This window comes from Lamprobacter modestohalophilus (genome assembly GCF_016583905.1).
In the GTDB taxonomy this organism is placed as follows: Bacteria; Pseudomonadota; Gammaproteobacteria; order Chromatiales; family Chromatiaceae; genus Lamprobacter; species Lamprobacter modestohalophilus.
Map to the genome: position 1 here is coordinate 130,553 of NZ_NRRY01000003.1, position 26,349 is coordinate 156,901.

General features: G+C 56.0%; 21 protein-coding genes. 5 read left to right on the top strand and 16 right to left on the bottom strand.

Annotation, left to right across the window (positions count from 1 at the left end; all coding sequences use genetic code 11):
- Positions 1–48 precede the first annotated feature (48 nt).
- Together CKO42_RS02765 and CKO42_RS02770 are read right to left on the bottom strand one after the other, a co-directional pair.
- A complete protein-coding gene (locus CKO42_RS02765; protein ID WP_200238319.1) occupies positions 49–927 on the bottom strand; it encodes a ThiF family adenylyltransferase in 879 nt (292 codons plus the stop codon).
- A gap of 58 nt (positions 928–985) precedes the next feature.
- Positions 986–1,921, bottom strand: coding sequence for a GNAT family N-acetyltransferase (locus tag CKO42_RS02770; protein ID WP_200238323.1), 936 nt, complete (start codon positions 1,919–1,921; stop codon positions 986–988).
- Between the two features lie 265 nt (positions 1,922–2,186).
- On the opposite strand from CKO42_RS02770, the gene CKO42_RS28425 reads away from it, so the two are divergent.
- Positions 2,187–2,594 (top strand): PilZ domain-containing protein, encoded by a 408-nt coding sequence (locus CKO42_RS28425; protein ID WP_200238326.1) that lies wholly within the window; start codon positions 2,187–2,189, stop codon positions 2,592–2,594.
- Positions 2,595–2,901: 307 nt separating this feature from the next.
- Complete coding sequence (locus CKO42_RS02780) at positions 2,902–3,300, top strand: PilZ domain-containing protein (RefSeq protein ID WP_200238328.1); 399 nt, start codon at positions 2,902–2,904, stop codon at positions 3,298–3,300.
- Between the two features lie 58 nt (positions 3,301–3,358).
- Here CKO42_RS02780 and CKO42_RS02785 read toward each other — a convergent pair whose 3' ends face one another.
- The 9 genes from CKO42_RS02785 to prsT all read right to left on the bottom strand — a co-directional run bounded on the left by CKO42_RS02785 (position 3,359) and on the right by prsT (position 18,472).
- Positions 3,359–4,246, bottom strand: coding sequence for an XrtA system polysaccharide deacetylase (locus CKO42_RS02785; protein WP_200238331.1), 888 nt, complete (start codon positions 4,244–4,246; stop codon positions 3,359–3,361).
- Between the two features lie 39 nt (positions 4,247–4,285).
- Positions 4,286–5,704, bottom strand: a complete 1,419-nt coding sequence (locus CKO42_RS02790; protein ID WP_200238334.1) for a TIGR03016 family PEP-CTERM system-associated outer membrane protein — start codon at positions 5,702–5,704, stop codon at positions 4,286–4,288.
- Between the two features lie 50 nt (positions 5,705–5,754).
- Positions 5,755–6,696, bottom strand: coding sequence for an XrtA-associated tyrosine autokinase (locus tag CKO42_RS02795; protein WP_200238337.1), 942 nt, complete (start codon positions 6,694–6,696; stop codon positions 5,755–5,757).
- A gap of 14 nt (positions 6,697–6,710) precedes the next feature.
- The gene (locus tag CKO42_RS02800; protein WP_242479065.1) at positions 6,711–8,270 is read right to left on the bottom strand and encodes an XrtA system polysaccharide chain length determinant; all 1,560 of its coding nucleotides are present in this window, start codon (positions 8,268–8,270) and stop codon (positions 6,711–6,713) included.
- Positions 8,271–8,328: 58 nt separating this feature from the next.
- Positions 8,329–8,955 (bottom strand): XrtA/PEP-CTERM system exopolysaccharide export protein, encoded by a 627-nt coding sequence (locus CKO42_RS02805; RefSeq protein ID WP_200238340.1) that lies wholly within the window; start codon positions 8,953–8,955, stop codon positions 8,329–8,331.
- Positions 8,956–9,052: 97 nt separating this feature from the next.
- Positions 9,053–10,435: a PEP-CTERM-box response regulator transcription factor gene (gene prsR / locus CKO42_RS02810; protein WP_200238346.1), complete on the bottom strand. Its 1,383-nt coding sequence runs from the start codon at positions 10,433–10,435 to the stop codon at positions 9,053–9,055.
- Positions 10,432–12,549 carry an XrtA/PEP-CTERM system histidine kinase PrsK gene (gene prsK / locus CKO42_RS02815; protein WP_200238350.1) on the bottom strand — a complete coding sequence of 706 codons (2,118 nt, stop codon included), beginning with the start codon at positions 12,547–12,549 and terminating at the stop codon, positions 10,432–10,434. The genes prsR and prsK overlap by 4 nt, the downstream gene beginning before the upstream one ends.
- Positions 12,550–12,606: 57 nt before the next feature.
- The gene (locus tag CKO42_RS02820) at positions 12,607–14,049 is read right to left on the bottom strand and encodes an ExeA family protein (protein ID WP_200238354.1); all 1,443 of its coding nucleotides are present in this window, start codon (positions 14,047–14,049) and stop codon (positions 12,607–12,609) included.
- 673 nt (positions 14,050–14,722) lie between these two features.
- Entirely contained in the window at positions 14,723–18,472 is a 3,750-nt protein-coding gene (prsT, locus tag CKO42_RS02825) for an XrtA/PEP-CTERM system TPR-repeat protein PrsT (protein ID WP_274608868.1), read from the bottom strand.
- Between the two features lie 154 nt (positions 18,473–18,626).
- On the opposite strand from prsT, the gene CKO42_RS02830 reads away from it, so the two are divergent.
- From CKO42_RS02830 to CKO42_RS02840, 3 genes are read left to right on the top strand one after another with little or no spacing between them, the layout of a single operon-like run.
- Positions 18,627–19,541 (top strand): S1 family peptidase, encoded by a 915-nt coding sequence (locus CKO42_RS02830; protein WP_200238363.1) that lies wholly within the window; start codon positions 18,627–18,629, stop codon positions 19,539–19,541.
- A gap of 16 nt (positions 19,542–19,557) precedes the next feature.
- The gene (locus tag CKO42_RS02835; protein ID WP_200239134.1) at positions 19,558–20,943 is read left to right on the top strand and encodes a sigma-54 interaction domain-containing protein; all 1,386 of its coding nucleotides are present in this window, start codon (positions 19,558–19,560) and stop codon (positions 20,941–20,943) included.
- Between the two features lie 17 nt (positions 20,944–20,960).
- On the top strand, positions 20,961–21,860 hold the full coding sequence (locus CKO42_RS02840; RefSeq protein ID WP_242479066.1) for an HDOD domain-containing protein: 900 nt from the start codon (positions 20,961–20,963) through the stop codon (positions 21,858–21,860).
- An 8-nt stretch (positions 21,861–21,868) separates the two neighbouring features.
- Here CKO42_RS02840 and CKO42_RS02845 read toward each other — a convergent pair whose 3' ends face one another.
- The 5 genes from CKO42_RS02845 to CKO42_RS28430 form a co-directional block, all read right to left on the bottom strand.
- A complete protein-coding gene (locus tag CKO42_RS02845) occupies positions 21,869–23,260 on the bottom strand; it encodes a TIGR03013 family XrtA/PEP-CTERM system glycosyltransferase (RefSeq protein ID WP_200238372.1) in 1,392 nt (463 codons plus the stop codon).
- A 36-nt stretch (positions 23,261–23,296) separates the two neighbouring features.
- Positions 23,297–23,488 (bottom strand): hypothetical protein, encoded by a 192-nt coding sequence (locus CKO42_RS02850; protein ID WP_200238379.1) that lies wholly within the window; start codon positions 23,486–23,488, stop codon positions 23,297–23,299.
- A 76-nt stretch (positions 23,489–23,564) separates the two neighbouring features.
- Positions 23,565–24,713 (bottom strand): nucleotidyltransferase domain-containing protein, encoded by a 1,149-nt coding sequence (locus tag CKO42_RS02855; protein ID WP_200238385.1) that lies wholly within the window; start codon positions 24,711–24,713, stop codon positions 23,565–23,567.
- Positions 24,706–25,623, bottom strand: a complete 918-nt coding sequence (locus CKO42_RS02860; RefSeq protein WP_274608869.1) for an HprK-related kinase A — start codon at positions 25,621–25,623, stop codon at positions 24,706–24,708. The genes CKO42_RS02855 and CKO42_RS02860 overlap by 8 nt, the downstream gene beginning before the upstream one ends.
- 5 nt (positions 25,624–25,628) lie before the next feature.
- On the bottom strand, positions 25,629–25,886 hold the full coding sequence (locus CKO42_RS28430) for an HPr-rel-A system PqqD family peptide chaperone (protein WP_200238392.1): 258 nt from the start codon (positions 25,884–25,886) through the stop codon (positions 25,629–25,631).
- Positions 25,887–26,349: the final 463 nt, after the last annotated feature.

Below are 26,349 nucleotides of genomic sequence, written 5' to 3' on the forward strand. Positions count from 1 at the left end.
TAAGAGTCCGCCTAATCAATTCAGCGGCATCGATGAATCCCTATTTAGTTACACGCGGTCTGCTTGATCAGCAAACTTTTGAGAGACAAACCAACGTTTCAGCTTCTGTAGTGGACCACGATTGCCCCATCTGAGCTTGCCGCGTCGATAGAGATGCCGATAAGGGTCGAACTGCACATAGTAAGGCACAGCATCCGGGGCACGACGGTCGAGCAACAGGCAAAAGATCTCGGTGGTCAGCAAGCCATTAGCGATGTTGCAGGCACTGGCGATGGACGGGCCAGCGTGCTCCGAGAGGTCCACCTTGTTGGTATCCATGTAGGCCCAATGGGTACCTCGCGGCACGAGCCCAACCGTAAAGGCCACCAACTGCTCGAAACGCGACATTTGATCGTTGATGTCGTAATAGTCGTCAAAACTCGGGCCGTTGGGCGTGAACACATGCAGCGTTCCAGAAAAGCCGATGGGAGCAGAAAAGACCACCGGCTTGCCGAGTTGGCGCGCAGTGCGATAGAGCAGGCGTCGCGCATCCATCTGGAAAAAATCGATGGCATCGACGACTGCGTCGACATCGTGCAGGAATTCCTCGGCATTGTGCGGTTGCACGCCGTCATTGTAGATGTTGATGGATAAACCGGGATGGATATCGCGCGCCATCTCGGCCATGACCTCGGTCTTGGCGCGGCCGACGGTGCGTGAATTGGCGCCAGCCTGGCGGTTCATATTGACAGTACCAAAATCATCGATGTCGGCGATATTGAAGCCGCCGATACCCATGCGCGTCAGTGTGAGTAAATGGCCGCCGCCGACACCACCAAGCCCAGCTACTGCAACCCGTTTCTGTTTGAGAATATCCTGTTCGGCCGCGGTGACCAGACCGAGATTGCGTTTGGTGGCTTGGGCGTAATAGGCGTCGTTTTCACTCATTGGGGATAGCCTGCTAGGTTAGTCGGTAACGGTAACAGCCGTCAGAAAGCGGATGCGGTTAAAAAGGGAAGGCAAGGGATCGCTGTCCATATTCGCGTCGCACCAATGCCAGTGTGTCGGCATCTAGGGAATCAAGAAACCGGGTACGCTCGGTCAGAAAATAGCGCAGATCCTGCTCGCTCCAGGGATGTCCGATACCAAGCGAGCGCTGCCATTCCGGATTTTCGGTGAAAAAGAAGGTATACAGATCGGCATCGAAATGCCGGTCATGATAGATATCGCGCGCAACCTCGCGGCCATGCTCAATGTTAAGCCGATGGCATTGCACCTCCAAGCCATTGGCGGAGCTGTAGGTTTTCAGCTCACCCATCGGTTGAAAGAGCAGCATGGATTGATAAAACGAGATGTGGCGCTTAGTCACCGAACAGGTAATATCCGATACCTCAGTCAGGTTGGCATACTCGAACATCAATTTGTATAAGTACATCATGACGTTATGCCGCCGATATTCAGGGTTGACGGCTAGCGCCACCACCTCCGCTGGGTTTCCATCCTTGCTCCGTAAATCCTGCACCGATTCATGGCAGACCTCTTCCATCGGCAAGCCCATCTCGGAGTCAGGGACCACCGTTAATGTGCCAACGATCTCGCCAGGTTCTTTGAGACGGCTGTAGTCCGGCTTGTCTTTGAGCAGCTCTGGGCGGTAAATGGCGATGAAGACCTTCGTGCTCGGCAGCAGATGATATTTCGTGAAGCGGATGGGATCGCTGTCTGGTGACTGAAGGCCGACCTTGACATAGGCATCCCATACCAGCTCGAAACTCCGTTCGAGTTCTTGCCGCTCGGTAGCGATCTTATAGGTGACAGAACCTTCGCATTTGTCGGAAAGCAAGTCGGTGCGACGCAGCCGGATTTCCCGTCGCCGCTCGTTGCGCCAGTTGGCCTTCCTATTGGTGTTGTTCGGGGCGCTTTCAGTAGCCGTAGATATGCGCATGTCAATCTTAACCAGTAGTTGATTATTCAGTTTAGTCTAAACCCACTTGAAGTGAATTGGAAATCTCTCCCCGACCAAACCTGGGCCTTTGCCTGACAACCCGTCAAACTCCTGAAGTAGGCATCAGGAGCAATCCTGCAGTTGAATCAGGGCGATAATGATTTTGCTGCCAACAACTGCAAGAAGCTTTCGTTGTTGTCCAGTTTAGGCTAACTCTGAAGTCTAACCGCCAACTAGACTGGGCAATAGTGAGGGGCAGAGATCGATGGCTTTATCAGATTCTGCAATAAGTGAACTCCGGCAACAAGGACATACTCTCTCGATTGCGTCTCGCCGTGATGTGCGAACAGTGGTGGCTTGTTATGCGCGACTGGAGTTGTTGCCGCGGAAGTATGGGGGAATTTGCCATGGTATATCCCATGACCTGAGTAAGGGTGGGATCAAAGTCCGCATGTTCCAAAAACTTCGGGTTGATTCAAGGGTTCTCGTCCAGTTGTGCTGTTCGGAGAACGTGAATCCATTAACAATGTCAGGGGCAGTTGTCTGGACCTCGCTGGATGCGTGGAACGAGCAGTGGCTATACGGGATCGCATTTGCCGATCCCGACCATGGAATCTCGCAACGCTTCAAAGAAATGAACATGCCCTTGGTCGTCAATCATAACGAGTGCTGAGGCAAATCCGAGAGCGGTGGGGCTTAAGATCGAAGCACGTGGATTTTTGTTCGAGTTTTGTACAATGCCGTGCAAGAAGGTATTGAGGCGGATTTGTGCCACATTGCGGTTTCAGGATACACAGTTAGGTTTCCTGCGCTCGCTATTTGGCCTAATTTCGGGCTATGTTTTCGTGCTGTATTCGTTTAGTCTTAGTTCTAAGTAGGAATCTAGAACCTACCAAAATTACAGTGGCTAACATAACGCGCTAACGCAAGGGTCGAAAAACCGCAACGCGGCCCAGACAATGTAGGGGGAGTGAAGTGCGATGAATTTGTCAACATCGACGATGAGTGAACGTCAATCAGCAATGATGGAGAACCGGCGCTTCAAGCGGTCTGCGATCGAATGCTATGCACAGTTGCAACTGTCGCCTCACCAGTATGGCGGCGTCAACCATGGCTTGTCGCAGGATCTGAGCGAAGGCGGGGTCAAGATACGAACCTTCAGTCAACTGCCGGTCGATTCGAGCGTGGTCATTCACCTTGGCTGCTCGGATAACTCAGAGCCCTTAACGATGTCGGGCTCCGTGGTCTGGACGTCGCGGGATGATGGGCAAGAACAGTGGGTGATTGGAATCGCCTTTACCGACATCAATGATGGAACCCGGAAACGGCTCCAGCAGATTCACGCGCCCGTCTCGATCAATCAGGATGACGAGGATTGAGTCGAAGCGTTTTGCGCCCGAGGTGGGGCCTTGGGCTCAAGCGCTTGTCAATCAGCGATCAATGGAGTGAAACTTGGGGGATATCGCCGATGAGCTGTTGTTTGTCGAAGAAAACCTGGTTCATCGGTGCCCATTTGAAATCACGCAACAATGCTCCGAGCCTCTGCTTCGTTTGATCGAGATTCAGGTAATGGCGGAAGCGCGTCTTCCATGGGAGATTAGGCAGACGAGGTTGGCCGGCGTCGATCTCCCAGGGATGAAAATAGAAGATGGCGGACTGCTGTTCTTTAGCGTTGACGCGATTGATCATCCAGCGGGAGATAGGGTAGGGGTAGAGTCTGAAAAAACCGCCGCCGCCGCAGGGTATGCGTCGCTTGCCGATCTCAACCGTCGTCACCGGAATCTCCACGAGTTCCGCCCCAGGAAGCGGGCGAAAAGCGAACCTCGGCGCATCTGGGATACCGTAAAGATCGTGATGGATGGGGTAAACGCTTGAGCTATAACGATGGCCCGCGTTCAATATCTCTTCATGCGCCCAGAGATTGGTGCGATTGATAGAGTAGCTCGCAGCCCGGTAACCTGTTATCGGACAGGCACAAGTATCCTCGAGCAGTTTCTTCGTGTGCTGGATATCCCGCGCAAAAGCATCCCGAGATTGCATGGTAACGCGGACATGGTCATAGCCATGGCTCGCCACTTCATGGCCCTGATCGGCCATCTGTCTGACCAGTTTCGGAAAGCGTTCTGCGATCCAACCGAGGGTAAAAAACGTCGCCCTGACCTGGTGTTCATCGAGTAGAGCGAGAATCTCATTGATGTTGCGTTCTACTCGACAATCAATCTGTGACCATTGATCGCGATGGATATGCGCTTCGAAAGCGGAAACCTGAAAATAATCTTCAACATCAATCGATAAGGCGTTAACGATTGTCGATGTTTTATCCATCGGATAACACTCGGATAAGGTTGTCAGCAGGAGAAACGCCTACCAATCGGCAGCAATTCCGAATGTGACGCGGTTTTCTGTATAATCATCACCGCTCTGAAGTTGGTACAAAAAGTCGAAATTCCAGTGTTCACTGAGATTTTTACGTAAACCGGTACGCAGCGCGACTTGCTCATTGCGCTCGGCATCCGTTGAAGTTACTGCGCCTGATTGATCTGTTTGCCGCCAATTCAGTGCAGCGAGGCCTGACAATTTGCCAGAGAGTTGATGAGTATAGTCAACCCCGAGCTGCACAGCCGATTGGTCATTACCCGCTCCTGAAAAATCGCGGTGGACATAACGTGCATTGGCAGTCAGAACGCCGCGTCGCAGTTCTAACGCATACTGGGCGTTAAAACGGTCAGCAATGAACACGTCCGCGTTTGGTAACGCATTGTCTACTCCGACAGGTTGAGTCTGGTCGACATTTGGGATGGTCGGGTCGCCAAAGGGCGTTTCAAAATTATAGACCGGGGTTTGCCCAGCTTGTGACCGAGCGCTAGTCAGTTCCCTCGAATAAGTTGCTGACCATACTGAGCGTCTTCTGCGGTGATTGAAATCGATGCTAGAGGTCGTCCCAAAGTAGTGTTCTCCAAACTCAGCCCGCAAGGATGTGCGTGGGGTCGGAATCCAAGAAAATCCGCCGCCCCAGAGAAAGCCACGCGTATCATTCGCTGAAGCATAGCTATTATTCTCATATCCAGCGAATAGATCTACGGCCAATCGACGGCTCAATTGGTATCCAAGGAGCGCTGAAACACTCGAAAAATCGTTTTGACCTTCATCGTAGTCAACCCGCTCTGTATCTGCCAGCACACCCCAAAGTAAACGACCAAAGTAATTCTGGTCAGAGCGCAGCTCGAAATTGGCGCCATAACTGTAACTATCTGCGCCTTGGTCAGAATAGAAGACGCCGGTCTGTTCGAGCCCGAGGAACGCGTTTGCGTAGCGACCGAGACTTGTTCTCAGCAATGGCGCAATGGCATAGGAATAGGTTGTTTGTACGTTGTCTGTATTATTAGCAGCGTCGCCTCTTGCCAAGAATGGATCGATGAAGGTCTGTCTTGCCGAAGCACTAAAGTCTACCGATAAGCGATCGTCATAGAACCGAGTTGTCGCATTCGCTTGCAGGTTGTTATCGACTCGGTTGTTGCTTGATTCGGAGAGATAATAGCGTAGGCGCGGAGCATAGGCGAGGTTGACGTCAAGCTGTCGCCCATTGCCTTGGAGAACAAAGCCCGGGGTCAGGGATGCAAAGACGTCAGATTCTTTATCGGAAGCACTGAGATTAATGTTGTCACTAAAGGTTGTATCTAACGCGACTTGTTTTGAGAAATTCCAGTCGGTCGCGGCTGCCGTGCTCGAGAAGACGCAGGACCCAACAATGCCACAATAAGCGAACAACGAGGCCAGGGTCATCTGGAATCGTTGGGAATGCGGGAAGCTGTGCATAATCGATCAGGGTGCCGCTAAGCCGTTGGATATTGCTGCGCTATTGGGGCTGAATCAGGCTCGGGACTTTGCTCATGTCCATAACCGTACCCATATCCATAACCGTATCCATAACCTGAGCCGGAACGGTTGCCAAGGCTAGGGCGGTACTTATTCAGTAAGAGTCCAATGATCATTTCGCGGTCGAGTAAAGCAAGCGCTTCGTTTGCGGTGTGACGACTTGTTTGTTCAGCCGCCACGACCATCACGATCTGGCCGACGCATGAACTGAGTACAGCCGTCTCGCTCGCCAGTAACAAAGGCGGCGAATCGAAAATGACGACACGGTCTGGATAACGCGTTGAAAATTCGGACATGAACTGGGCCATTTGCTCGCTCGCGAGTAACTCGGTAGCCCGGTCATGGGGTCGGCCGGCTGGGAGAATCCGAAGGTTGGGCAATTCGGTTCTCACCAGGACGTCGCTCATCTTAGTACTGGAACCGTCCACCAAGTCCAGCAACCCTGCTTCATGCTTGATGCCAAGGCGTTTAGCCGCAGTCGGCTTAGCGACGTCACCATCAACCAGGAGTACAGTCCGATCGCGCTCCATGGCGATACTCATGGCCAGGTTAATGGCCGAGAAGGTCTTACCCTCACGGGGGAGGGCGCTGGTCACTAAGATGAGATTAGCGTTATCGACGATATCAGCGCCCTTCTTGTCAATATTCATCAACAGAGGGCGCTTAATTTGTCTGTACTCTTCAGCGAGTTGGGACCTTTTGGTATTCGGCGTAAGAATGCCAAGAGGTCGAAGATCATCCCAGGGAAAGCAATGAATGTCCGATCCAGATTGGTTGTCGACATGAGGGGTACGCGATTTTGGCTTGAAACCCTCTTGCCGCAGCGTTGAATCTGCTAGCACAGGCTGTTCACCCTGCTGAGCGGCACGTTTTGCGAGGCTTTTTTCAATGGTGCTCATAAGGCGAAGAAGCGTTAAGTGATCATCGGAGAGATAACTGCGAAATAGAAATCGGCAGGTAATCCCGAGCCAACGATCACAGAGCCGACGACTAAGCCTATGATGAGTACAAAGAAGGGTATCCAGAGTATTCGTTCTAGGCGGCGTTGTTGTGGCGTTCGGATCAGTGAGACAACACCCAGTACCGGTAAGCCGGTCGTCCGGTAAAGAATACGTCGATCATCATAGATCGGTCGCAGCAGATCAAGCGCAACCGCAGCAGCAGCCCCACCGCCGACGGCAACGACCAAGACCGCAAGCGCCAACAGCAGGCGATTAGGCGCGGAGGGCTTTTTGGGTGCTATGGGTGGATCGATGACACGGAACTTGATGCCCTCTACTGAATTTTCGACTTGTTGCGATAAACGGGCCGATTCACGCCGTTCGAGTAGCTTAGAGTGTTGGTTGGAAATTGTGTTGTATTCTCGGGTGAGCTGGGTGAGATCCGCTTCGATCTCTGGGATCGCGTCGATCTTCTCAGTGAGCCCAGTCACTCTGCTTTCGAACTCATCGACTCGCGCTTGAAGTGAGGCAACGTCAGCTTCGGCTTCATTCAGTGCGATCCTCAAGTTGCCGTAGACGGTCGATGCCTGAACGAGCCTTGATGGCTGATTCTCGTTGGCTTTAGCTCGCTCGATGGCAGAGCGCCGTTTCAGTTCATCGATGAGTCTTTGGAGCTCGAGTACGTCAGGGTGACGCTCCGTGAAACGGAGCAACAGGTCATCGAGTCGAGCTTGTGCCGCCGCGACCTGCGGGTCGAGTGCTGACGAGTCATTGAAGTCTTCAGCGTTGCTGCGAGCCCTCTCGTTTTCAGCCTGAATTTGCGCCATCAGCTGAGCCCGGCGTTGGGTCGCCTCCTCTAACGCAAGACGAGCGTCTCGTAACTGCCCCCTCGCTCTTTCCAGGGTCGCGTAATAGCCAGTATCTCCAGGCAGTAAGCCAGCGTTTCTGCGCTTGAAGTCCGCAAGGCGCAGCTCGGATGCTCGAAGATCTGCCTCATAAGCTGCAATTTCTTGGTCTAGAAAGTTTTGCGCCGTTGTTGATGCTGTTTGGTCGCCCGCCAGGGCTTCTTCAATGAAGATGCTTACAAGGGCCTGAACGACACGTGTCGCGCTCTCCGGATCTTGATCTTCATACGAGAGGTTATAGATCGGAGCACTACGGTTGCTGTTAATACGGATTTTCGCGTTCAGCCGGGAAAGCATTGCTTCCCTTTCGCTGGGGCTATTAGCACTGAGCTCAAGGTCGCTCATGCGAAGAACCTTTTCTAAATTGGGCCGGCTCAGCAGCATTCTGCTCATCAGCGATACCCGTTCAGCAAAATCGGGCTGGATAGTAAGGCCCCTTAACAGCGGTCTTAAGACACTCTGGGTGTCGACGAATAAACGCGCAGAAGCCCGATATTCATTTGGAATAGTCGAGACATAGATCCAGCCCGCAATGGCGATCACCCAAGCGAGGCCGAGGACGACCCAGCGATAACGCCAAACGCCCCTCAGATACTGGAAAATTTCTGCAAGAAGGTCGTGCAGCAATGCGAAGTGTCCTGAAGATTAAGCCGGGTCGTGGATGAAGTGCGTTTGATTGGGCCGATTAGAACCAAGCTTCTGGGATGACAAGGATATCGCCAGGAAGAAGGCTGATATTCTCAGACATATCGCCTTTACGGAGGAGGTCATCAATGCGAACGGAATATTCCACCTGCTCGCCGTCATTAAAGCGCACCAAGATCGATTTGTTGCCAGCAGCAAAAGGTGTCAAGCCACCGACTTCAATCATCAGGTCCAGCAGGGTCATGTGTTTCCTAAAGGGTACTGCTGCCGGGCCTCTGCTTGATCCGCCGCCTCCTGAGCCACCCATGGCCTCACCGACAACCCTGACCTGTTGCTGAGGTAAGCCGACGAAATTATTGACGATCACGGTGACGATGGGGGAGCGTACATACAACGCCATTTCCTCTTCCAGGTCACGCGCCAGTTCTGACGGGGTCTTGCCACTGGCGGGCATGTCTTCTATCAGAGGGGTTGTCAGCATACCGTCCGGCCGCACGGGCACGGTGCCTGAGAGCTCTGGGAAGGCCCAGACAAAGATATTGACTGCATCCCCAGGGGCAATCTCGTAAAGATAACTTTCTTGTGCGCTGAGGGAGCGCTGCTCCCGTGGCACGGGCGGATACTTGGTATTGAAAGCGCAACCCGATAAAGCCACGAGCGTGAACATGGTTATTGTCAACCCAAGTGACGATCGGGGTCTCAATATTTTCTTGTTACGGTTGGTCACTTTTGATCTCCCGATGCGTGCGACATGCTGAATCTCGCTACTGGCTCTGGCTCTCGTTCGGCTTAAGCTCATATTTTTCAAGCAATTTATACAGTGTTGGCCGGGTGATACCCAAAAGGTTAGCGGCTTGGCTCAGGTTTCCGTCAGCCTGTGCAATTGCCTTCCGAATAGCCGTTGTTTCCGCTTGCTTACGCACTTCCCGCAGGGTCAAAGACAGCGTTGGTGTCTCCGAAGCGTCCTGCTGCAGCCCAAGATCCTTTGCCGAGATCACGGGGCCGTCGGCCATGACAACGGCTTTCTTCACCGTGCCATCGATCTCCCTGACGTTTCCGGGCCAAGGGTACTGGTCGATCGCGTTGAGGGCATCCGGCGTGAAGCCGCGATGCGATTTGCTGAAATGGGCATTGTAGCGTTTCAGGAATGCCTGTGCGAGTACGATCGCATCACCTGGACGCTCTCGCAGAGGCGGGAGCTGGAGCACGACCTCGCCAAGCCGATAGTAAAGGTCTTCCCGAAAACGCCCTTGAGCGGCAAGCGCTTGAAGATCCTGATGGGTTGCCGAGACGATCCGGACATCGACCGGGATCTCTTCGCGACCGCCGACTCTCTCAATAACACGCTCTTGTAAAAACCTGAGCAGCTTTGGCTGGAGAGCGAGTGGCAAGTCGCCAATTTCATCCAGAAAAAAGGTTCCGCCGTCAGCGCGCTCGATCTTGCCGGGAGTCTGACGGTTAGCGCCCGTGAAAGCGCCTTTTTCGTAGCCGAACAACTCGCTTTCGAGAAGTTGTTCTGGAATTGCCGCACAATTTACAGCAACAAATCGCGCTTCAGTGCGTCGACTGAGGTCGTGAAGGGCGCGAGCGAATAACTCTTTTCCTGTGCCTGTTTCCCCGATGAGCAGGACTTTCGCGTCGGTATCCGCGACTTTTTCGACCTCCCGACACAGGGACAGCACATTGTCACTACTCGTGATGAGGTTGGCAAAGGGGGTGCCGGGCTGGTTTTTCTCCTGGAAAAGCCGGTTTTCGGCTTCCAGGTTGAAGAGCGCCTGAGCCCGGTCGACGACTAAGCGCAGGGTTCCAGCGTCGATGGGTTTGAGATAGAAATCGTACGCCCCTAAGCCGATGGCATTGACCGCATTCGTTCGCTCATCATTACCGGTAACAACGATGATCTTCGTCTCTGGTGCCAGCATGCGAATATCATTGAGCGTAGCCAAGCCCTCAGTCACACCGCCTGGATCTGGAGGTAGACCGAGGTCGAGGGTGACGACGCTCGGCCGGTGCTTGCGCACATGGGCGAGTGCTTCAGCACGGGTTCCAGCGATCAGTACGCGATAGCCATCAAAACACCACCGCAATTGGCTTTGCAGTCCAGTATCATCTTCGACAATCAACAAATGCGGGGCGGGCGAACTCATACGGAAACCTCAGTTTGTGGTAAAGCGCTCACAACTTCAGGCTGGTCAAGTATGGGCAGGTAGACAGTGAAGACCGATCCTGCTCCCGGCGTACTCTCCACTGTTAAATCGCCACCCAATGCGTGAAAAAACTGACGACTCTCGAATGCCCCAACGCCCATGCCTGTAAGCCCTTTGGTCGAGTCAAAAGGCTTGAACAGTCGGTCTCTGATGAAGGCTTGTGACATGCCCGCGCCATCATCAGAGATGCGAATGATGGCCGTGTTAGCCTTGCGCAAGACTTCAACCTCAACCGAGCCATTACTCGATGTTGCCTCGCGCGCATTCTTGAGAAGATGGCCTAGCGATGTAATCAGACGCTCCTCATCCGCTTGGACAGATAGCGTTTGGTCAGCGATGTCGATGGTTGGGATTGGCGGGGTTGAGCCGAGCCGGCTGATTGCTTCAGTCACTGCTGACTCCAGTGAGCAGCGCGTCGATGCTTCTTCGCGTCTGCCATGTCGGAGCTGCAGCATCAGTCGCTCCATCCGCTCGACAGAGTTTTTTACCGTATGAATGACATCATTGATGAATTCCGGATTGTCTTTGTGTCGCTCCGCATTAGTGACAATCAGTGACTGCTGTGCGATCAGATTTTTCAGATCATGCGCAACATAAGCGGCAAGTTGGTTGAAGGCTTCAAACTGGCGTGCATTCATCAGCGCTTGGTCTGAGAGGAATTGTGCGAGCATGGCCGCTGCTTGGAGGCCGGCCGTCTTTAACAGGCTCCGGTCTTCCCAGTTGACATGACGCACAACGGCTGACCTTGTCAGGGCAACACAGCCAATGAGTTTTGTCTTAAAAAACAGGGGGATGATGAGCCATAGTTGTGGCAGGTCGTGGCACCAAGCAGGCGCATCCACGTCAGGATAAGCCTCCGGTTGGCTGCGCATTTCAGCAAGATCAACAATCCAACCGGTATTGCGCATAAATTGGATCAGTGGATCGTGCGCTTTTAATGGCGGAGGTGGGTATGAGTCAACTTGGAGCATCTCGATGCACTCGAAAGCGCCTCTCCCGTTATCGCTCCACATCAAGCCGCCAGGGCTCTTAACAAGACCGCAGAGGGCATGAATGATGGTCTTTGGTATCCTGTCGTCCGTTGCGGCAAGACTTTCTGTGAATTGGCTCCATTCGGCACGATAATCATATTTGAAACTGAAGAAATGTTCGCTCAGTAAGATCTTTAATCTTGCCCTAATGTGGCCAGAGAACAACAGTGTTATTAGGAGCAAGGCCGCGGCGAACAAGAATACGATTTGTAAGGTTGCGCCCCAAGTGCTGGAGGATGCTCTTATATAGTAGCCAGCAATCGCCATGGCCATTAAATAAAGGCCAGAACTGAGCAGCGTTGCAGAATGGAAAACAACGCTTCTCGAAACATGAATATCGAGTGACCAAGCGGGGTTTCTAGCAACTGACACAGCGATGAGCGGAATTGCAATCGCAGTCACGAAGCCACGCGCGCTCAAGAAATCGGGATCGACGCGGTTTAACAGGACGGAGTCGGAGTAGAAAAAAAGATCGTAAGCAAAGATGACGCCCAGCCCAAGACAAAGATGCTTGAGTGCCCAGAGTTGTGATTGCGGGTAGTTACGGACAATCTGTTCAATCAGTAGCAAGCCAAGTATCGCCTGTAGGAGCCAGAAATAGGGTAAGAGACCGAGCGACCATCTCGGTGAAATCGATGTGGGTAGAGAGGCTGGTAGCGATTCTGTTACAAGAGCAAGTGTTTGCGGCAGGATACCGACAATCAGTGTTGCTGATAAGACGACACTAATGGCAGAGTACAAGTAGAGACGTGTCTTTCTGGGTATCAGCGACACAAGCGCCGAGGTCAATAATAAAAATAGACTGGCATTGCGCAGCAAGGTGGCGTATGGAATGAGCGCATCTGGAAAAGCGCTCCAGGCAGCATCCGCTAAGAATATGCCTGACCAGACGATGACGCTGCCAATGCCTAAAATTGCGGGAAGACCCTGCAGGCGCCCGCGCCACGTTGTGAGGAGGAGTAAAAATAAGAGACTCGAAGCAAGCAGTGCTGATAGATAACTAAACGTGGCGGCGTTGAGCATGAAGCAGGCTTCGCGAGTCTAAGTAATACACTGATAGGAGACTGAAGGATCGAGCTGCTAGGCGTTGGGGTTGAGCGCTCGTAACCACTGTAGGAGTGACTGCACCGTTGCCGTGACTGAGGTCACAACGGTTTCGGACGTCGATAACGCCAAGGCGACAAGTTTCTGACGTAATGCATCATCAGTCATCACCATGCCGCCCAAAAAGCTCGCTGCCAAGAGCAAGACCATGATGAGCGTGATGACAATGACAGGAAACCGCTTTGCCGGGGTAGCGCGTGGTTCCCTGTTTTGATCCCGATAGGGTGCGTACAAGGTTTCGGATGGGTTAGCATCGGAATCCGCGGGCAGTTCATTCGGCGGGGCTGATGTGGGTTGTGCAGTGAAGCGTAGATAGCGCGCCGCGTCCGCGACGGGAGCTGGAGAGACTTGGGTAACATGGGCAGCTGCCTCTGGCTGCTGTCTGATGTCTAGGGCTTCTGTCTCTGAGGCCAGCGTTGGCGTCAACGGCGCTGTTGGCTCCTGCCGCGTTTGATCCTCGTCAATCGCGGCTAATGCAGGCTCTGGCGGTTGGGGCGGCTCGGGCGGCTGAGGGGGCTGAGTAACAGCGAGGCCTTGATCGATTTCATCCCATGGGATGTCAGAGGACGATGCGGCTTGATCGGCCTCGAGGCGAGGTGCCTCAACCAGGCCTTCCTCCTGAAGCTCGTTCAGAACCTCCTGGGCGTCGTTTCTGGTCAGCTCGTGCAGATCTAAGCTGAAGCCACGCAGCAGCAGGCGACTGCAATACTGGTTGATCAGTCGCGGTATCCCCTCGCTATAAGTATAGATGGCCGTCACCACGCCTGGCTGAAAGACCGGGTCACCGGTCCATCCGGCTGTCTCGAGCCGATAGCGAACATAAGCAACCGTTTCCTGTGGCTTCAGGGGTTTGAGATGCATGGCCGCGACAATCCGTTGGTGCACTTGAAGCATTTCTGGTCGCCGGATGAGATCCCGAAGTGCGCTTTGTCCTAGCAAGATGATCTGCAGCAGTGGTCGACCGCCGCCTTGTAGGTTGGTCAGTAGCCTCAACTCCTCGAGCGCGAGTACAGAAAGATCCTGGGCTTCGTCGATGATCAAGAGGACGCGGCGGCCAGATTGCTGCTCGCGACGGAAGAAGATCATCAACTCCCGTAAGAGGACAGCCTTGTGATTCGACTGGACCTGTAATCCAAACTCGTAGGCACAGATGAACAACAGCGCTTCGGCATCTAACTGCGTGCAGTTGATCGTCGCGGTCGTGGTTTCAGTGCTCAGAAGTCGGGCCTGCAAGTCCGCAACCAAGGTCGTCTTGCCGGTGCCAGGGTTGCCTGTGATCATCACAAAGCCCTCGCCACGCACCAATGCATAGTCGATGTATGCCTTTGCGCGCGAGAACTGCTCGTGATTGAACGAGAAGTGGTGGTCGGGCGTCAGGCGAAAGGGATCGGTGCGCAGACCATAGAAGCTTTCAAACATGGTGGTCGCGTTTTCTCTTGGGTGCTGAGCGTAAGATGCCGATGATGACCGTTGGACTGTCGCTCTAGATGTCAGACACAGGCGTCAGACAGCTGTGTCAGACATATAGCCAGACACGGGTGTCAGACACAGGTGTCAGAAATGGCAGATTCTGTCATCGTCAGCGGCCGTCAGTTGATCCTTTGGGCTACAACCCTAGCAGACTGGGCTGAATGACTTCGGTATTTCCTGGTCACACAGTCAGGCATGACTTCTGCTACATGAGGGTGTAACCTGCCGTAAGCCCGAAGTTCGCAGGCAGAACACATCGATCAAGCTGGCCAATAAGCATTGATTGGATAGCGATCGAAACTTCAAGTTAGTTCGTCTCCGGAGAGCGTAAAGAATGAATTTCAGCTTACCGAATGTGGGGCTTTTTTCGCAGTCGGAACAGGGTGTTCGCCAATTGTCAGACCCCCAAAAGCTGCCATCGACGTTTCGCGAGCGGGTCATCATGAACGTTTCAAAGTGCTTGCGGGAAACGAACTCAGGCAGCCAAGTTCCTGCATTGCGACAACTGTCGCACTAGCCAGCCAGCCTTGGGCCGATTCTTATCGGCCCTGCATCTGTCGTCTTCCGCCAGATCGCGGTCGAAAACGCCGCCGGCGTCCTGTTCAGCGACGCCGGCGATGTCTCATGACTGTTGAAGCCAGCGCACTGCATCCTCCCGCTCAGGGAACGGGGCCGGATCAGCGAGAATCTTCTCGACCAAGGCCCTAGCCTCTGCCAGCTCCCCTTGTGCTTCTAAGATCAGCGCCTTGTGGTAGCGCATGCTTGGGTTGTTGGGATTGGTTTGTACCGCGCTGTCAATCAATCGTCTGGCTTCGTCGAGTTCGTTCCGCTTGAGGAGCACGACCGCGAGCGTATCCGCGATATCGGCGGAGTCCGGCGCCAGAGAATGCGCTTGCCGCGCATACACCAGCGCCTGATCGGAATCACGATCCTTCAGCAGCCAGGCCAGGTTATTAAGCACCGCGGGATTGCCGACGCCTTTATCGATCAGCGCTTGATATTCCTCGATGGCGCGTTCAGAGGTTCCACGAGTGAGCTCCAGCTGAGCCAGGGCTAATCGTGTTCGATGGTCGTCAGGATGTTCCGCGACCCAGCCTTCAAGCAACTCGCGAGCGTCAGCAATCTGGTCTTGGCGTATCAGCACACGCGCCACGGGCAGCAGGCTGGCTGCGGTTGGCGACTGCTCAAAGGCCTTCCGGTATTTGGACAGCGCAAGCTCCAGATCCTCGGCTTGTTCAGCGACTTGTCCCTCAAATTGCAGAACGTCATTGTGATCCGAGCCCAGGATCTCCCTGAGCGCATCAATGTTCTGCTTGGCCGCCGTCGGCGCATTTTCCGCCAGGGCTAGGCGCACCAGGCCCCGCAAGGCCGGAACGGACTCGGGCTCCGAGGCTAGGATCTGCCTGAGGCTCTCTCTGGCAGATGCCAGCTGGCCAAGCCGCGCTTGCGTTTCAGCGAGGGTGAGCAGCACCCTCTGCTGATTCGGCTGTAGGCGATTGAGGGTTTCGAGTGTTCTCAGGGCGGTCCGGAAACGCTCTAGGTTGAGTTCAGACTCAGCCTTCAGTGCCAGTAATCGAGGGTCCTGCGTCAGGTTAGGGCTCGCCGATGCGATCAGCTCGAGGGTTTTTTCCGCATGTCCCTGTCGCAGGTAGAAGGCGCCCAAATAGAACGTAGCCGCTGCCGACTGCGGGTTGCGTTCGACGCCGCTGAGCAGGAAGGTTTCAGCAGCCTGAGGATCTTTCTGCAGCAGTGCGAGTCGCGCTGACCCCAGCAGCAGACTGAGGTCGGAAGGGTTCTGCTGCAGTGCGGCTTTGTATCGGTTGCTGGCGGCCTCGAAATCGTCATTCTGCACATCCATGGAAACCAGTCCATTGGTCGCCGTGACATTTGCGGGATCGAGCTGTAAGGCTTGCTCGAAGGCCGTCGTCGCCTTATCGGCTTGTTGATCACGCAGGTAGAGCAGTCCGAGCAATGCATGGGTGCGGGCCGAGTCGGGCTGACGGCTTGCGAGCTCCTCGGCCGCCTTGACGCCGGCTTCGGGATCGCCTTGGCGAATATAGGCAAGCACCAACTGCTCAGCGGCGCTCCAGAGCGCGGTATCCTGATCGAAGTCGAACTCAGCGTTGGCCCCGAGTAGCGTACGGAACGCGTCGTCTGCCGCGCTCAGATTGCCCTGCAGTCGGGCAAGATCGCCCTGTATCAGAAGAACGTCGCGCTGGTTCGCGCCCAGTTGCTCCTGTAGCGCGCTCAGATAGCCAGCAGCTTCGTCGATGTTCTGCTGCAGAATCGCAAGACGCCCCAGCGCCAACAAGACCGGAGTGAAATCAGGATCAGCGGCATACGCCTGCTCCAGCGCCAGCTTGGCGTCCTCAGGGTTGCCTAAGGCAATGTCGGTTCGCGCCAGCGCATAGAGCACGCGCGGGTTCGGTTGCTCGAGAAGCTCAACGAGCTCCTGAAGGGATGCGCGAGCGGCCCGATAATCCTCCAATGCCAGTTGCGCATCCGCGCGGAGTCCAATGGCCGCGGTGTTGTCAGGCTCCAGTGCGACAGCATCCGATGCCCAGGACAAGGCCTCTTCGGCGTTGCCCTGTTGGAGAGCATAGGCCGTCATGTAAAGCCTAGGCGTAATACTGTCAGGATGAGCCTCGAGCGCCTGGTCCAGATAGGCCTTGGCCGTTTCGGTCTCATCTTGCGCCAAGGCGAGCTTTGCGAGGGCAATCAGCAGATCGAGATGATCGGTATGCTGCGACAGGCTCGACTCGAGGATGTTGCTGGCCAAGGCATAGTCTTCAGCCTGAGCGGCCAGGGAGGCCAGCGCTCTGCTCGCGGGGAGATGTCCGGGCTCCTTGTCGAGCGCCTGCTCGAAGGCCGCCTTGGCCTGTTCGATCTCGCCCTGTTGCAGATACACGGCCGCGACGAGGACTTGGGCGTTTGCGGCGTTCGGATGTTGCTGTTGGTAGGCGTTTGCGGTCTTCAGCGCCTCTTCCAAGTCGCCAGAGCGCGCCAAACCAGCGACCAGTTTCTCGACCGCTGTGGCGGACTCGGGGTTTTGCTCGGCGGTTTCGCGCAACAGCCTGAGACCCTCCTCCTCATCGCCTTGCTCCAGAAGCGCCAGACCTAACCGCATGTCAAGCTCCGGCGAGCTCGGCGTAACCGCCCTGACCCGTCTTAGATAGGCCGTGCCTTCCTCGCGTTTGCCCTGCATCATCAAGGCGCTGGCGAGCAAGTTCATGGCCGCGGCATCGTCTGGATCTTGTGCCACCAGTGCGCGCGCAATCGCTTCCGCTGCTTCAGCCTCGCCGGTTTGCAGCTGCGCCATGGCCAGCATGCGCTGTGCACCGATGTCATCAGGCTGGACCGACAGGAAGCGCTGGAGGTGGATTCTTGCCAGCTTCGGTTCTTCGAGTGCCAGCCGCGTGGCGCCGGCAAGGCGCAATGCGGGTTGCAGATTCGGGCTGGAGCCAAGCGCGACATCGATGCGCTCGATGGCTTCGCGATATCGAGCTTCGGTATATAGCAATAACCCCTCGGCATACGCGACGAGCGCATTGTCTTTCAGGGTTTTTTGCAAGTCGCCGATGTCTTCTCGCGCCCCAGCCAGGTTGTCCAGCTGAATGCGGGTATAGGCCCGGTTGAGCTGCGCGCGCGACGCTGTCAGCGCGTCCTTCATTGCTTCCGAAAAGGCCGCTTCCGCAGCCTCGAGATCGCCGTCTCGGCGCTCGATCTCGCCAAGCAGGAGGTAGGCGTTGCCGTTCGCTGGCTCCGCGGTCAGCGTCTTATCGATAAACGCGCGCGCTTGATCCGTGTTTTCTTGCGCGAATTGCACCTGGGCCATCGTCAGTGTCGCAGCCGGCAACGTCGCATCTGCTTCGAGGGCGCTCTCCGCCTTGGCGGCGGCATCCTCAATATCCCCGCTGGCCAGCGCTGCCGCGGCCTTCAGGGCGAGCAATTGCGCCTGTTGGGCCCCGGGCGTTGCCTGGTTGACATCAATCTCAGCGACCTTTGCGAGCTCTCCAGCCTGAAGCCAGGCCTCGGCCAGCCAGGGCTGCAACAGCCCGAACTCCGCGCCCAAGCCTTGTGCGCGCTCCAACTCCTGGATCGCGGCGACCGCATTTCCTTGGCGGGCCAGCGTCTGGCCGAGGAGGGCACGGGCAACCGCCTGTTCAGGGTTTGCCTGGAGGGCGTTCTTCAGCTCGATGGCCGCGGTGGGCAGATCGCCTTCCTGCAATGCGGCTTGGCCGCGAGCAAGATAGTCATCCGAAGAAGCCGAGCCGCCACAACCTGCCAAGCTGCCTATCGCTAAGGCTATCGCTAAGCGTCCGAGCAGCAACCAAGACGGCACAGTATGCTTACAAACCAACAAAGCCTTCATGAAAAAGACCCCTGCTATTTATCATCGATTCATCGGCCTAAGAGTACCATGGGTCTGTGCAAGAGGCGTGTACCGGATAGGCAGTTGCGGACTTTCCGGATAGGATATTCATCAGTATTTCGCTAACGGCTGAACTGGCCTCACGAGGGACATCATGCGGTCTTCTCCCGTTTTCCCGGCACTGCTGCTCATAACGGCCTTGATGGCGTCAGGTTTTCAGATCAGTACGGCACGAGCCCAGACTCGGGGCGCGATGGACCTGGTCAACTGTCTAGATCAGGAACGCCAGATCGTCCGGCGCTCACGTGCCGACCAATGCGATGGTCGCGTCGTCAGCGACGCCGAGGCCGAGCGCGTTCGTCAACAACGCCGCGCCTACATCGCCGAGTCGCTCGAAGGGGCATCTGACGCCACCATCATTGGCAAACGTCTTACGAGCATCGGCGCCGGCTTTTTTGTCGATCGGCGCGGGTCGATCGTCACCAATGCGCACGTCGTCAAGGGTTGTTCCGAGCTTGCCATTACATCGCCAAACGGCCGCATGAGTCGCGTCAAGCTCGTCGCGACGCAGCCGAGTCGGGATTTGGCCCTGCTCAGCAGCGATCTGAAGCCAACCACGGTGGCCGAAATCGCGCAAAAGCCTGATCTGGCCGGCTCGGAGGTGTTCATCGTCGGTTATCCCAACCAGGGATTGCCGCCGCTGATCCCGTTGCTGACCGAGGGAATGCTCGCCGAGGGGCTGTTCAGCCAGGTGCCTGGTCGTGGCCGTTCGCCGCTCTCGTTTAAGGCGCCATTGCGACCCGGAAACAGTGGGGGGCCGGTGTTGAACCGGGCAGGGCAGGTGGTCGGAGTGGTCTTCGCCGCGGTCGACACCAGCAAGATCTACAAGGAGCAGGGGCGCATCATTCGCGACCGAGGCGTGGCGATTCCAACCCCGATGGTGGGCGAGTTTCTGGCGCGCCAGGGTGTGACGGCCGATTTCAAACCCGCCAGCGCCCAACGTTTCGGGCCCGATCGGCTGCTCGAGGCCGCAAAGGACTACGTGGTTCGCGTCGAGTGCTGGAACTGATGGGGCCGCCATCGTGATGACGCCTACTACTGCCCCTACTGCCCCCACCGCCACCCTATCGCGGATTCTTGCCGGACAACGCAAGCCGCTCATGGTTGTGGCTGCAGACTGCCAGATACGCTTTATCAACGATGCATTCGAGCATGTATTCGGCCTGACCCGAAGTCACATCCTGGGACAGGATTCCTGCAGCCTAGACGCCATCCCACAGGATGAATGTCGTCATCGACGATTCTTTCGCGATCTAGAGCCCTATGCGGAAAACCACCTGATCAAGCTCGGCACAGGCGAAAGTCAGTTAGCCCAGATTTTTGGCTTTCCGATGCTGGACGAAGACGGCCAGATCTATCTCGGTGAACATCTAAAGCTGCTCGGATCGCCGGTTGCGGAGAGCAAGATCCTCGGGCACGCAGCGGCGACACGAGCGCTGCTCACCGAGCTGGAGCGGGCCGCCCAGACCGAGGCGCCGGTGCTGCTGCATGGCGAGACCGGCTCTGGCAAAGAACTGGCCGCTGAGCATATTCATCAGCAGTCTCAACGCGCAGCCGGTCCCTTTATCGTGGTGGACTGCACGGTCCTCAGCGAGGATCTGTTTGAAAGCGAGCTCTTCGGCCACGCCAAAGGCGCGTTTACCGGCGCGGTGGCCAACAAAACCGGGATGTTCGAACTGGCGGACGGCGGAACGCTGTTTTTGGATGAGATCGGCGAGCTGCCGATCTCGCAGCAGCCCAAACTGCTGCGCGCACTCGAAACCGGGTCCTTCCGTCCGGTGGGCGCCACCAAAAACCGAAGCTCCCGGGTGCGGGTGGTCAGCGCGACCCACAAGGACCTGGCAGCGATGGTCAAGCAAGGAACGTTTCGGCAGGATCTGTTCTACCGCCTAGCCGTCTTACCGATCATGATTCCGCCTCTACGCAGTCGCCGGGAAGACATTCCTGAGCTTGCACAGTTCTTGCTCAAAGAATTGAGTCTGCAAGGGCTCGGACAACCCAGTCTCAGCAAAGCTGCGGTTCAGAAACTGCTTCAGTATGACTTTCCTGGCAACATTCGCGAGTTGCGCAATATCATTCACCTGGCAGTCGCGCTCAACCCGAGTGGGGAGATTACCGAGGCGTCCATCCGTCTACCAGAGATGCAAAGTACTGATGCTGCTCCTGAGCCTGAGCCCGCGCCTGCCCCTGACCCTGACCCTGCTGGGCTGCAAAGGAGTGTGGCAAACGCCGAGCATCTTTCCCCCATTGAATTGGCAGAGGCGAGCTACATCATGGAGCTAATGAACCGATACCACGGCAACCGCAAACAAGTCGCCGCTGGGCTTTCAGTCAGCGAACGGACGCTGTACCGGAAGCTGAAACGATACCGCCTCAATGTTCATGTTCAGAGCCCGCATCCCAGCTCCTGATGAACCTGAGCGCGGCCATGATTTCTGAGCCCCAACTTCTGCATTGGAACCTTGCCAATGCTGACCGTGGCGCGCTCGGGCGCTTGCCTCCCGGAGATATTCGTGACCTGGTGCGCTCTAATGAAGCGCTGCCGCCAATGCCCGCGCTGGCCAAACGGCTGTGGTCACTCAGAGATGATGACCGCATTTCGGCCCAAGGCTTGGCCGAAGTGATTCTGCTTGATCCGTTCCTGTCAACCCAGATCCTCAGGCGCGCCAACTCCGCCTTCTACGGCGCGGTGCAGCCAATCGAAACGGTACAGGATGCCGTGACCCGGCTTGGGTTCAGTGTCGCCTTGGAGCTCGCGTTGGCGTTGGCAGCGCTATCACCACTGCGCACGCCAAACCGGGGGCCCATTGGTCGTGATCGGCTCTGGCAGCACGGGTTGCGCTGCGGCATCCTGATGCAGGAATTGGCGCGACAGCGACGATCCGCGTTCCAGCTACCCCCCGGAGTCATCCAGCTTTCAGGTATTACCCACGACATCGGTTACCTGCTCCTAGGCCATCTGTTGCCCGAGCAATTTCAGCTCGTCAGCCGCTTAATCGAAGCCAATCCAGCGTTATCCTTGCCGACCATCGACCGCTTTGCGCTAGGCGTCGAGCATACCCAGCTCGGTGAGTGGTTATACGACGCCTGGGACATGCCGGCGCCCTTACTGCTCGTCGCCCGCCATCATCATAACGCGGCCTATGAAGGGGATGATGAGCAGCTGGTCTTGCTCACCGGATTGGCAGACGCCTTGCTCGAGCAATCAGGCCTTGGGCTAGGAGGCCAATCTCCATCCGGAGATCAACAACAGTTTGCCGATCGCTTAGGGTTGGATGCCACTGTCTGTGCGCAAGCGCTTGAACGCGCCGCCGTCGTGACGCTGTGACGCTGTGACTACATGGCGCCTTTGCCAAACAGCACGACCTCGACCGTTTGGACCAGGATGAGGAGATCAAGAAAGGTACTATGATTCTTCACATAGTAGAGATCGTATTCGAGCTTGCGTAGTGCATCGTCCTCAGTGTTACCGTACGGGTATCGCAACTGCGCCCAGCCGGTCAGGCCGGGCTTGACCCGCAGGCGCGCGGCATAATAGGGATGCTTGACGGCGAGATGGCCGACAAATTCCGGTCGTTCCGGTCGCGGGCCAACGAAGCTCATCTCCCCTTTCAATACGCTGACCAGCTGCGGCAGCTCATCGATGCGTGTCTTACGGAGGAACGCACCGACCCGCGTGATGCGGGGATCATTCTTCGTCGCCCAGCGTGCCTTGCCATCCGCCTCGGCATCCACGCGCATACTGCGAAACTTCGTCACCTTAAACGGGTTGCCGTCGCGTCCAATGCGGATCTGCCGATACAGAACGGGGTGTTTGAAGCGATCTTCAACGGCAATCGCAAGCGCCGCCAGCAGCATGATCGGGATCGTCAGCAAGAAAAGACCGGCAGACGCGGCGATATCGAAAAGACGCTTCAACAGCAAGGTCATATAACCTTGGTGGAAGCCCGACGCCCGCACGAGCCAGCTCGGGTTGAGAAAATCAAGCTTGACCATGCCAAGCTCGCGCTCGAAAAAATCCAGGGGCTCAAGCACCGGTATGCCCGACATCCGGCAATCGAGCAGCTCTTCCATCGGTAGCGCGCCGCGCCGATCTTTTATAGAGAGGAGGATCTCGTTCACATCGGCGGTGGTCGCGATGTGAACCAGCGGCGCGTTATGCGGCAGCGTGGGGAACTCATATTCGTGTTGCGCAGCTTGTTCCGTCAAGGGCACAAGGCCAACAATGATGAGACCGCGCGATTTTTCGGCAAGCAGGGTATCAACAACGCTGGTATCTCCGATGATCAGAATCCGGCGTTGAAAGATTGACGGCTCTAGTCGGTAGAGGCCGAGCCTGAGCAAGGTTGTTGTAATAAAGGCGATGACGACAGTGCTGGCCAGTACGCTGCGCCACACATCGAAATGGGGCAAGGCGAAAGAGATAGCAGCCATGCCGATACTGCCAATCAACAGTGCGAGCGCAATGCGGATGGCTGAGCCGGTCAGACCTTCGCGGAGGCTTGCCTCGTAAAGGCCAACCGAAGCCATCGCCACCACGAACACAATGCCAACAAGCAGCATTAAGAACCCGAACTCGCCGGGTCCGAAGGGGATAGAACTGCCGATCAGCCAGAATCTGAGGTGAGTACCCCCAAAAAACGACAGTGCAACAATGAGCCCCTCGAGCAGCGCAAGAAGGACCAAAGGAAGGCGCAGGAAATGACCAAAGATTCTGACGGAATGCATCAGGCTTTATCGTCACATTCAAGCGGAAAAGCGGAATCAGCGATTTGAAGCCTCGATCTTTGCGAGGATGCCGGCAACCGTCAAGCCAATCCCGCCGATAAACACTGATTGGCTTTCGGCGCCGAATAAGTAATAAGACCCGGTCAGCTTGACCAGCGCACTCACCAAGCAGACAAGAACTCCGCTCCAGCCAAGAACGGAGCCGACAAGTGCCAATTGACTTTTCACAATGAACCCCCTAAAGACCCAGCCAGTAGACAATGCCCAGCATACTACCATGCTGTGCAGTCGGAATGGAGACCGATCAAGAACGGGATGACTTGTCTGTTGAGCCCAAACCTTGCGGTTGAAGTGTGGTCTGGACGCGCCGCCAGGTTTTCCGCGCCAGATGCTGAAACAACAAGCCTGGAGGCATCCGCAGCCAATGTGCACGGAGATACATTGCCCAGCGCGCCAACGCTGCGATCGGATCGGACTGATCCGGGTGGGTAGGCAAGATCGCGCGGGGCACGAGCCAACCCATGGCCCGTTGCACAAGCCAGGATGGAGCGGCAGATTGCGCCCGTTGTGCAACGGTATCGGGGATCTCCGTGCCGAGCAACTGCCGGGAAAACACCAACCCATAGTAGAGCGGGCGCCCAAGCTGTAACTGCTCGGCCCGGGGAACGAGCGCCTCCCAGAACCCCGGCTCCTGGCCAAAATGCCGCAGCAAATCCGCAACATCCACCAGGTCGCGCAGGCGCAAACCTTCCTTAGGATCGCCCTCGTGAAACAGATGCACCAAGGCGTGCAAAATCATATCCTGCGGCCCGAGCACGCGAATCGGCGAGCCAGGCACCGCGCGGGTTTGTTGGAACAACAACACCGGATCAGGCTGCAAGCGGCTGGTCCGCGGCAAGATCCGATGATGGATATCGACTTCGGTCTCGCGCTCGCGGTGGCGTAGGGCAGGGATCTCGTGCATCCATTCCCGGTAGTACTGGTCGTCGTAAGGGTCCAGCTTCTCGCGCATCCAGCCACGTTCCAGCAGACGTTGCTCGACGCTGGGGAGTTGCTCCTCCGGCACGAGCAGATCGACATCGACGGCCAGCCGTCCGCGTGCTGCTGGTAAGCCGGCCAACATGTAGGCCACACCCTTCAGCGCCACGATGTGCAGATCAAGACCGCGCAACGCCCAAACAACACGGTCCGCCTCCCAGGTGAGACGTGTCTGGCGGTGCGCGACCAGATTCCGCGCCGCGCGCAAATGGTTGCCCGCCCGTTCGGGGATGCGATCGAGCAATTCGAGCTGCGCGAGATCGGCCTCAAGGCGGCCGAGCAGTTGGGTGCGGCGGGCTAGCCGTAGCAGGAGATCCCAGTCTGTCAGGCTTAAGTGAGGCAGGTCGGCCGGCCGCCGCAGCGCCCCGATGAGTAACCGCGCTGCATGTCGCTTTTGGCTGAAACTGTCAGGCATTGGCAGAACTTGTCAGTTCGTTCAGAACTGCCATCGCTTCCTTCAGGTCTGAATAGACCAGGGTGTAGCAATCGCAGGCATCGACCATTTGGCCAACCAGCTCAAAGGCAGTTTGCCCGAGGATGTCGTAGTTAAAGGCGTTGGTGGCCACCATCAGAAAGGCATCCGGCTTGACCACCGGCTCGAGGCGCAGCCGCGAGCCGGCCACCCAACGCGGAAACACCACCCAGCGTGGCTGAGCAGGTTCATCCATGCGTTGAACGCTCTCGGTCGGTGGGCGTACATGGGCGACCGTCCCTTTGTGGGTTCCTTCAAAAGCTGGGCCGAGATCGGCCTGTGGTGCAAAGGCGCGTATCACATCAATCGAGGCATTCTTAAGAGGCAAAGAACGTGGCACAGGCAATAACAAGCCGTCCTCGGGTCGCACCAAACCAAACTCGTCGCTGAGTAACCGCCAGCCGGAATGAGTCAGCGCCGCGCACAAGGTCGATTTACCATGGCCTGGAAGGGCCGGCAGTAGCAGTGCTTGACCGTGACGTTCCATCACGGCAGCGTGGAGCATCAGCAAATGATTGGCTCTGCGGGCCAAGCAGAGATTAACCCCCCATTCAAGCATGGGGAAATGATGCGCAAGCGGAAAAGAGGGGCCAATTGCACGCCCATCGACCAGGATAAGCAGTTCCGGGTTGGGCCAGCGTCGATGAATGAGATGCCTAGAGACAGCGATATGGCAGTCGATGATCGCTGGCTCGTCAACCAGAGGAAAATCGCGCCAAAAATGATGCAGAAGACTCGCAAGCGACTCAATTGGCGTGCGCAAGCGTATCTGCAATGGGCCGAAGCGAACCGTTATCCCTTTCCGAGCAAGTATTTTGGCGAAAAGCGGTTGCTTAAGAGTGCCGACCTTCAATGGCGTCAGATGTCCTCTACGAGTCCATGTTCATTAAAACGATTCAAGATACTGCGAACCTCATCTAAGCTAGGTGCCTGGCTCCGAGAATCTTTAAGACTTCGATGTAAGCTTTCAGTGCTCATATGCTCAAGGTCTAGCCGTTCGAGAATTGACGAAGCACAGTGGTTAAGGTAGTGTGTTTCCCCGGATCGAGGGAAGAAGACAATCTGCTCATCCTGCCAAGCGCAGACTGATCTGTTTGATGTGCATGTGTGCCACATTTTGACTTTCCGTGTATTCTATGACCTATTAGCTTGAGGGGGTCCATTACGGACAAATATTACTATTGCCAAGTGACGCAACTGCGTTCAAGCTATTACACGCCGGCAGATCTGCGACTTTGGGAGAGCCATCTTCATTTTCACCAACTATTTTGCAAGCAGCATCACGCTGGTCCCTTAGCCTATGAATCCGAGTACAGCTGTCTTCCGCGATGGCGGCTCCGCTACCCAAGGTCAGCATTGCAGGTGCAGCCATAGAAGCCTGCTTCAGCAGGCGGCGGCGCGAGGAGCTAACAGTCGGTGAGGCTTCGTTTGGTTCCGCTGCGGTCGCCTTACTTTTCGGAGTCTTGTGGGTCAGATCGTTCATTAGTGAGTTACCAAATAGTCGCTAAAAAATTAAGTTATGCAAAAGCCGCGCCAAGCAACCCGAGGGTGATGGTTAACTATCCTGTGTCAGGATTAT

Excerpts from the sequence above, each read along its gene's own strand:
- CKO42_RS28425 (WP_200238326.1), top strand. The coding sequence starts at position 2,187 with ATGGCTTTATCAGATTCTGCAATAAGTGAACTCCGGCAACAAGGACAT.
- CKO42_RS02785 (WP_200238331.1), bottom strand. The coding sequence starts at position 4,246 with ATGGATAAAACATCGACAATCGTTAACGCCTTATCGATTGATGTTGAA.
- prsT (WP_274608868.1), bottom strand. The coding sequence starts at position 18,472 with ATGAAGGCTTTGTTGGTTTGTAAGCATACTGTGCCGTCTTGGTTGCTG.
- CKO42_RS02830 (WP_200238363.1), top strand. The coding sequence starts at position 18,627 with ATGCGGTCTTCTCCCGTTTTCCCGGCACTGCTGCTCATAACGGCCTTG.
- CKO42_RS02845 (WP_200238372.1), bottom strand. The coding sequence starts at position 23,260 with ATGCATTCCGTCAGAATCTTTGGTCATTTCCTGCGCCTTCCTTTGGTC.
- CKO42_RS02770 (WP_200238323.1), bottom strand. The coding sequence starts at position 1,921 with ATGCGCATATCTACGGCTACTGAAAGCGCCCCGAACAACACCAATAGG.
- CKO42_RS02780 (WP_200238328.1), top strand. The coding sequence starts at position 2,902 with ATGAATTTGTCAACATCGACGATGAGTGAACGTCAATCAGCAATGATG.
- prsK (WP_200238350.1), bottom strand. The coding sequence starts at position 12,549 with ATGCTCAACGCCGCCACGTTTAGTTATCTATCAGCACTGCTTGCTTCG.
- prsR (WP_200238346.1), bottom strand. The coding sequence starts at position 10,435 with ATGAGTTCGCCCGCCCCGCATTTGTTGATTGTCGAAGATGATACTGGA.
- CKO42_RS02855 (WP_200238385.1), bottom strand. The coding sequence starts at position 24,713 with ATGCCTGACAGTTTCAGCCAAAAGCGACATGCAGCGCGGTTACTCATC.
- CKO42_RS02805 (WP_200238340.1), bottom strand. The coding sequence starts at position 8,955 with ATGTTCACGCTCGTGGCTTTATCGGGTTGCGCTTTCAATACCAAGTAT.
- CKO42_RS02820 (WP_200238354.1), bottom strand. The coding sequence starts at position 14,049 with ATGTTTGAAAGCTTCTATGGTCTGCGCACCGATCCCTTTCGCCTGACG.
- CKO42_RS02840 (WP_242479066.1), top strand. The coding sequence starts at position 20,961 with ATGATTTCTGAGCCCCAACTTCTGCATTGGAACCTTGCCAATGCTGAC.
- CKO42_RS02790 (WP_200238334.1), bottom strand. The coding sequence starts at position 5,704 with ATGACCCTGGCCTCGTTGTTCGCTTATTGTGGCATTGTTGGGTCCTGC.
- CKO42_RS02765 (WP_200238319.1), bottom strand. The coding sequence starts at position 927 with ATGAGTGAAAACGACGCCTATTACGCCCAAGCCACCAAACGCAATCTC.
- CKO42_RS02835 (WP_200239134.1), top strand. The coding sequence starts at position 19,558 with ATGACGCCTACTACTGCCCCTACTGCCCCCACCGCCACCCTATCGCGG.
- CKO42_RS28430 (WP_200238392.1), bottom strand. The coding sequence starts at position 25,886 with ATGTGGCACACATGCACATCAAACAGATCAGTCTGCGCTTGGCAGGAT.
- CKO42_RS02795 (WP_200238337.1), bottom strand. The coding sequence starts at position 6,696 with ATGAGCACCATTGAAAAAAGCCTCGCAAAACGTGCCGCTCAGCAGGGT.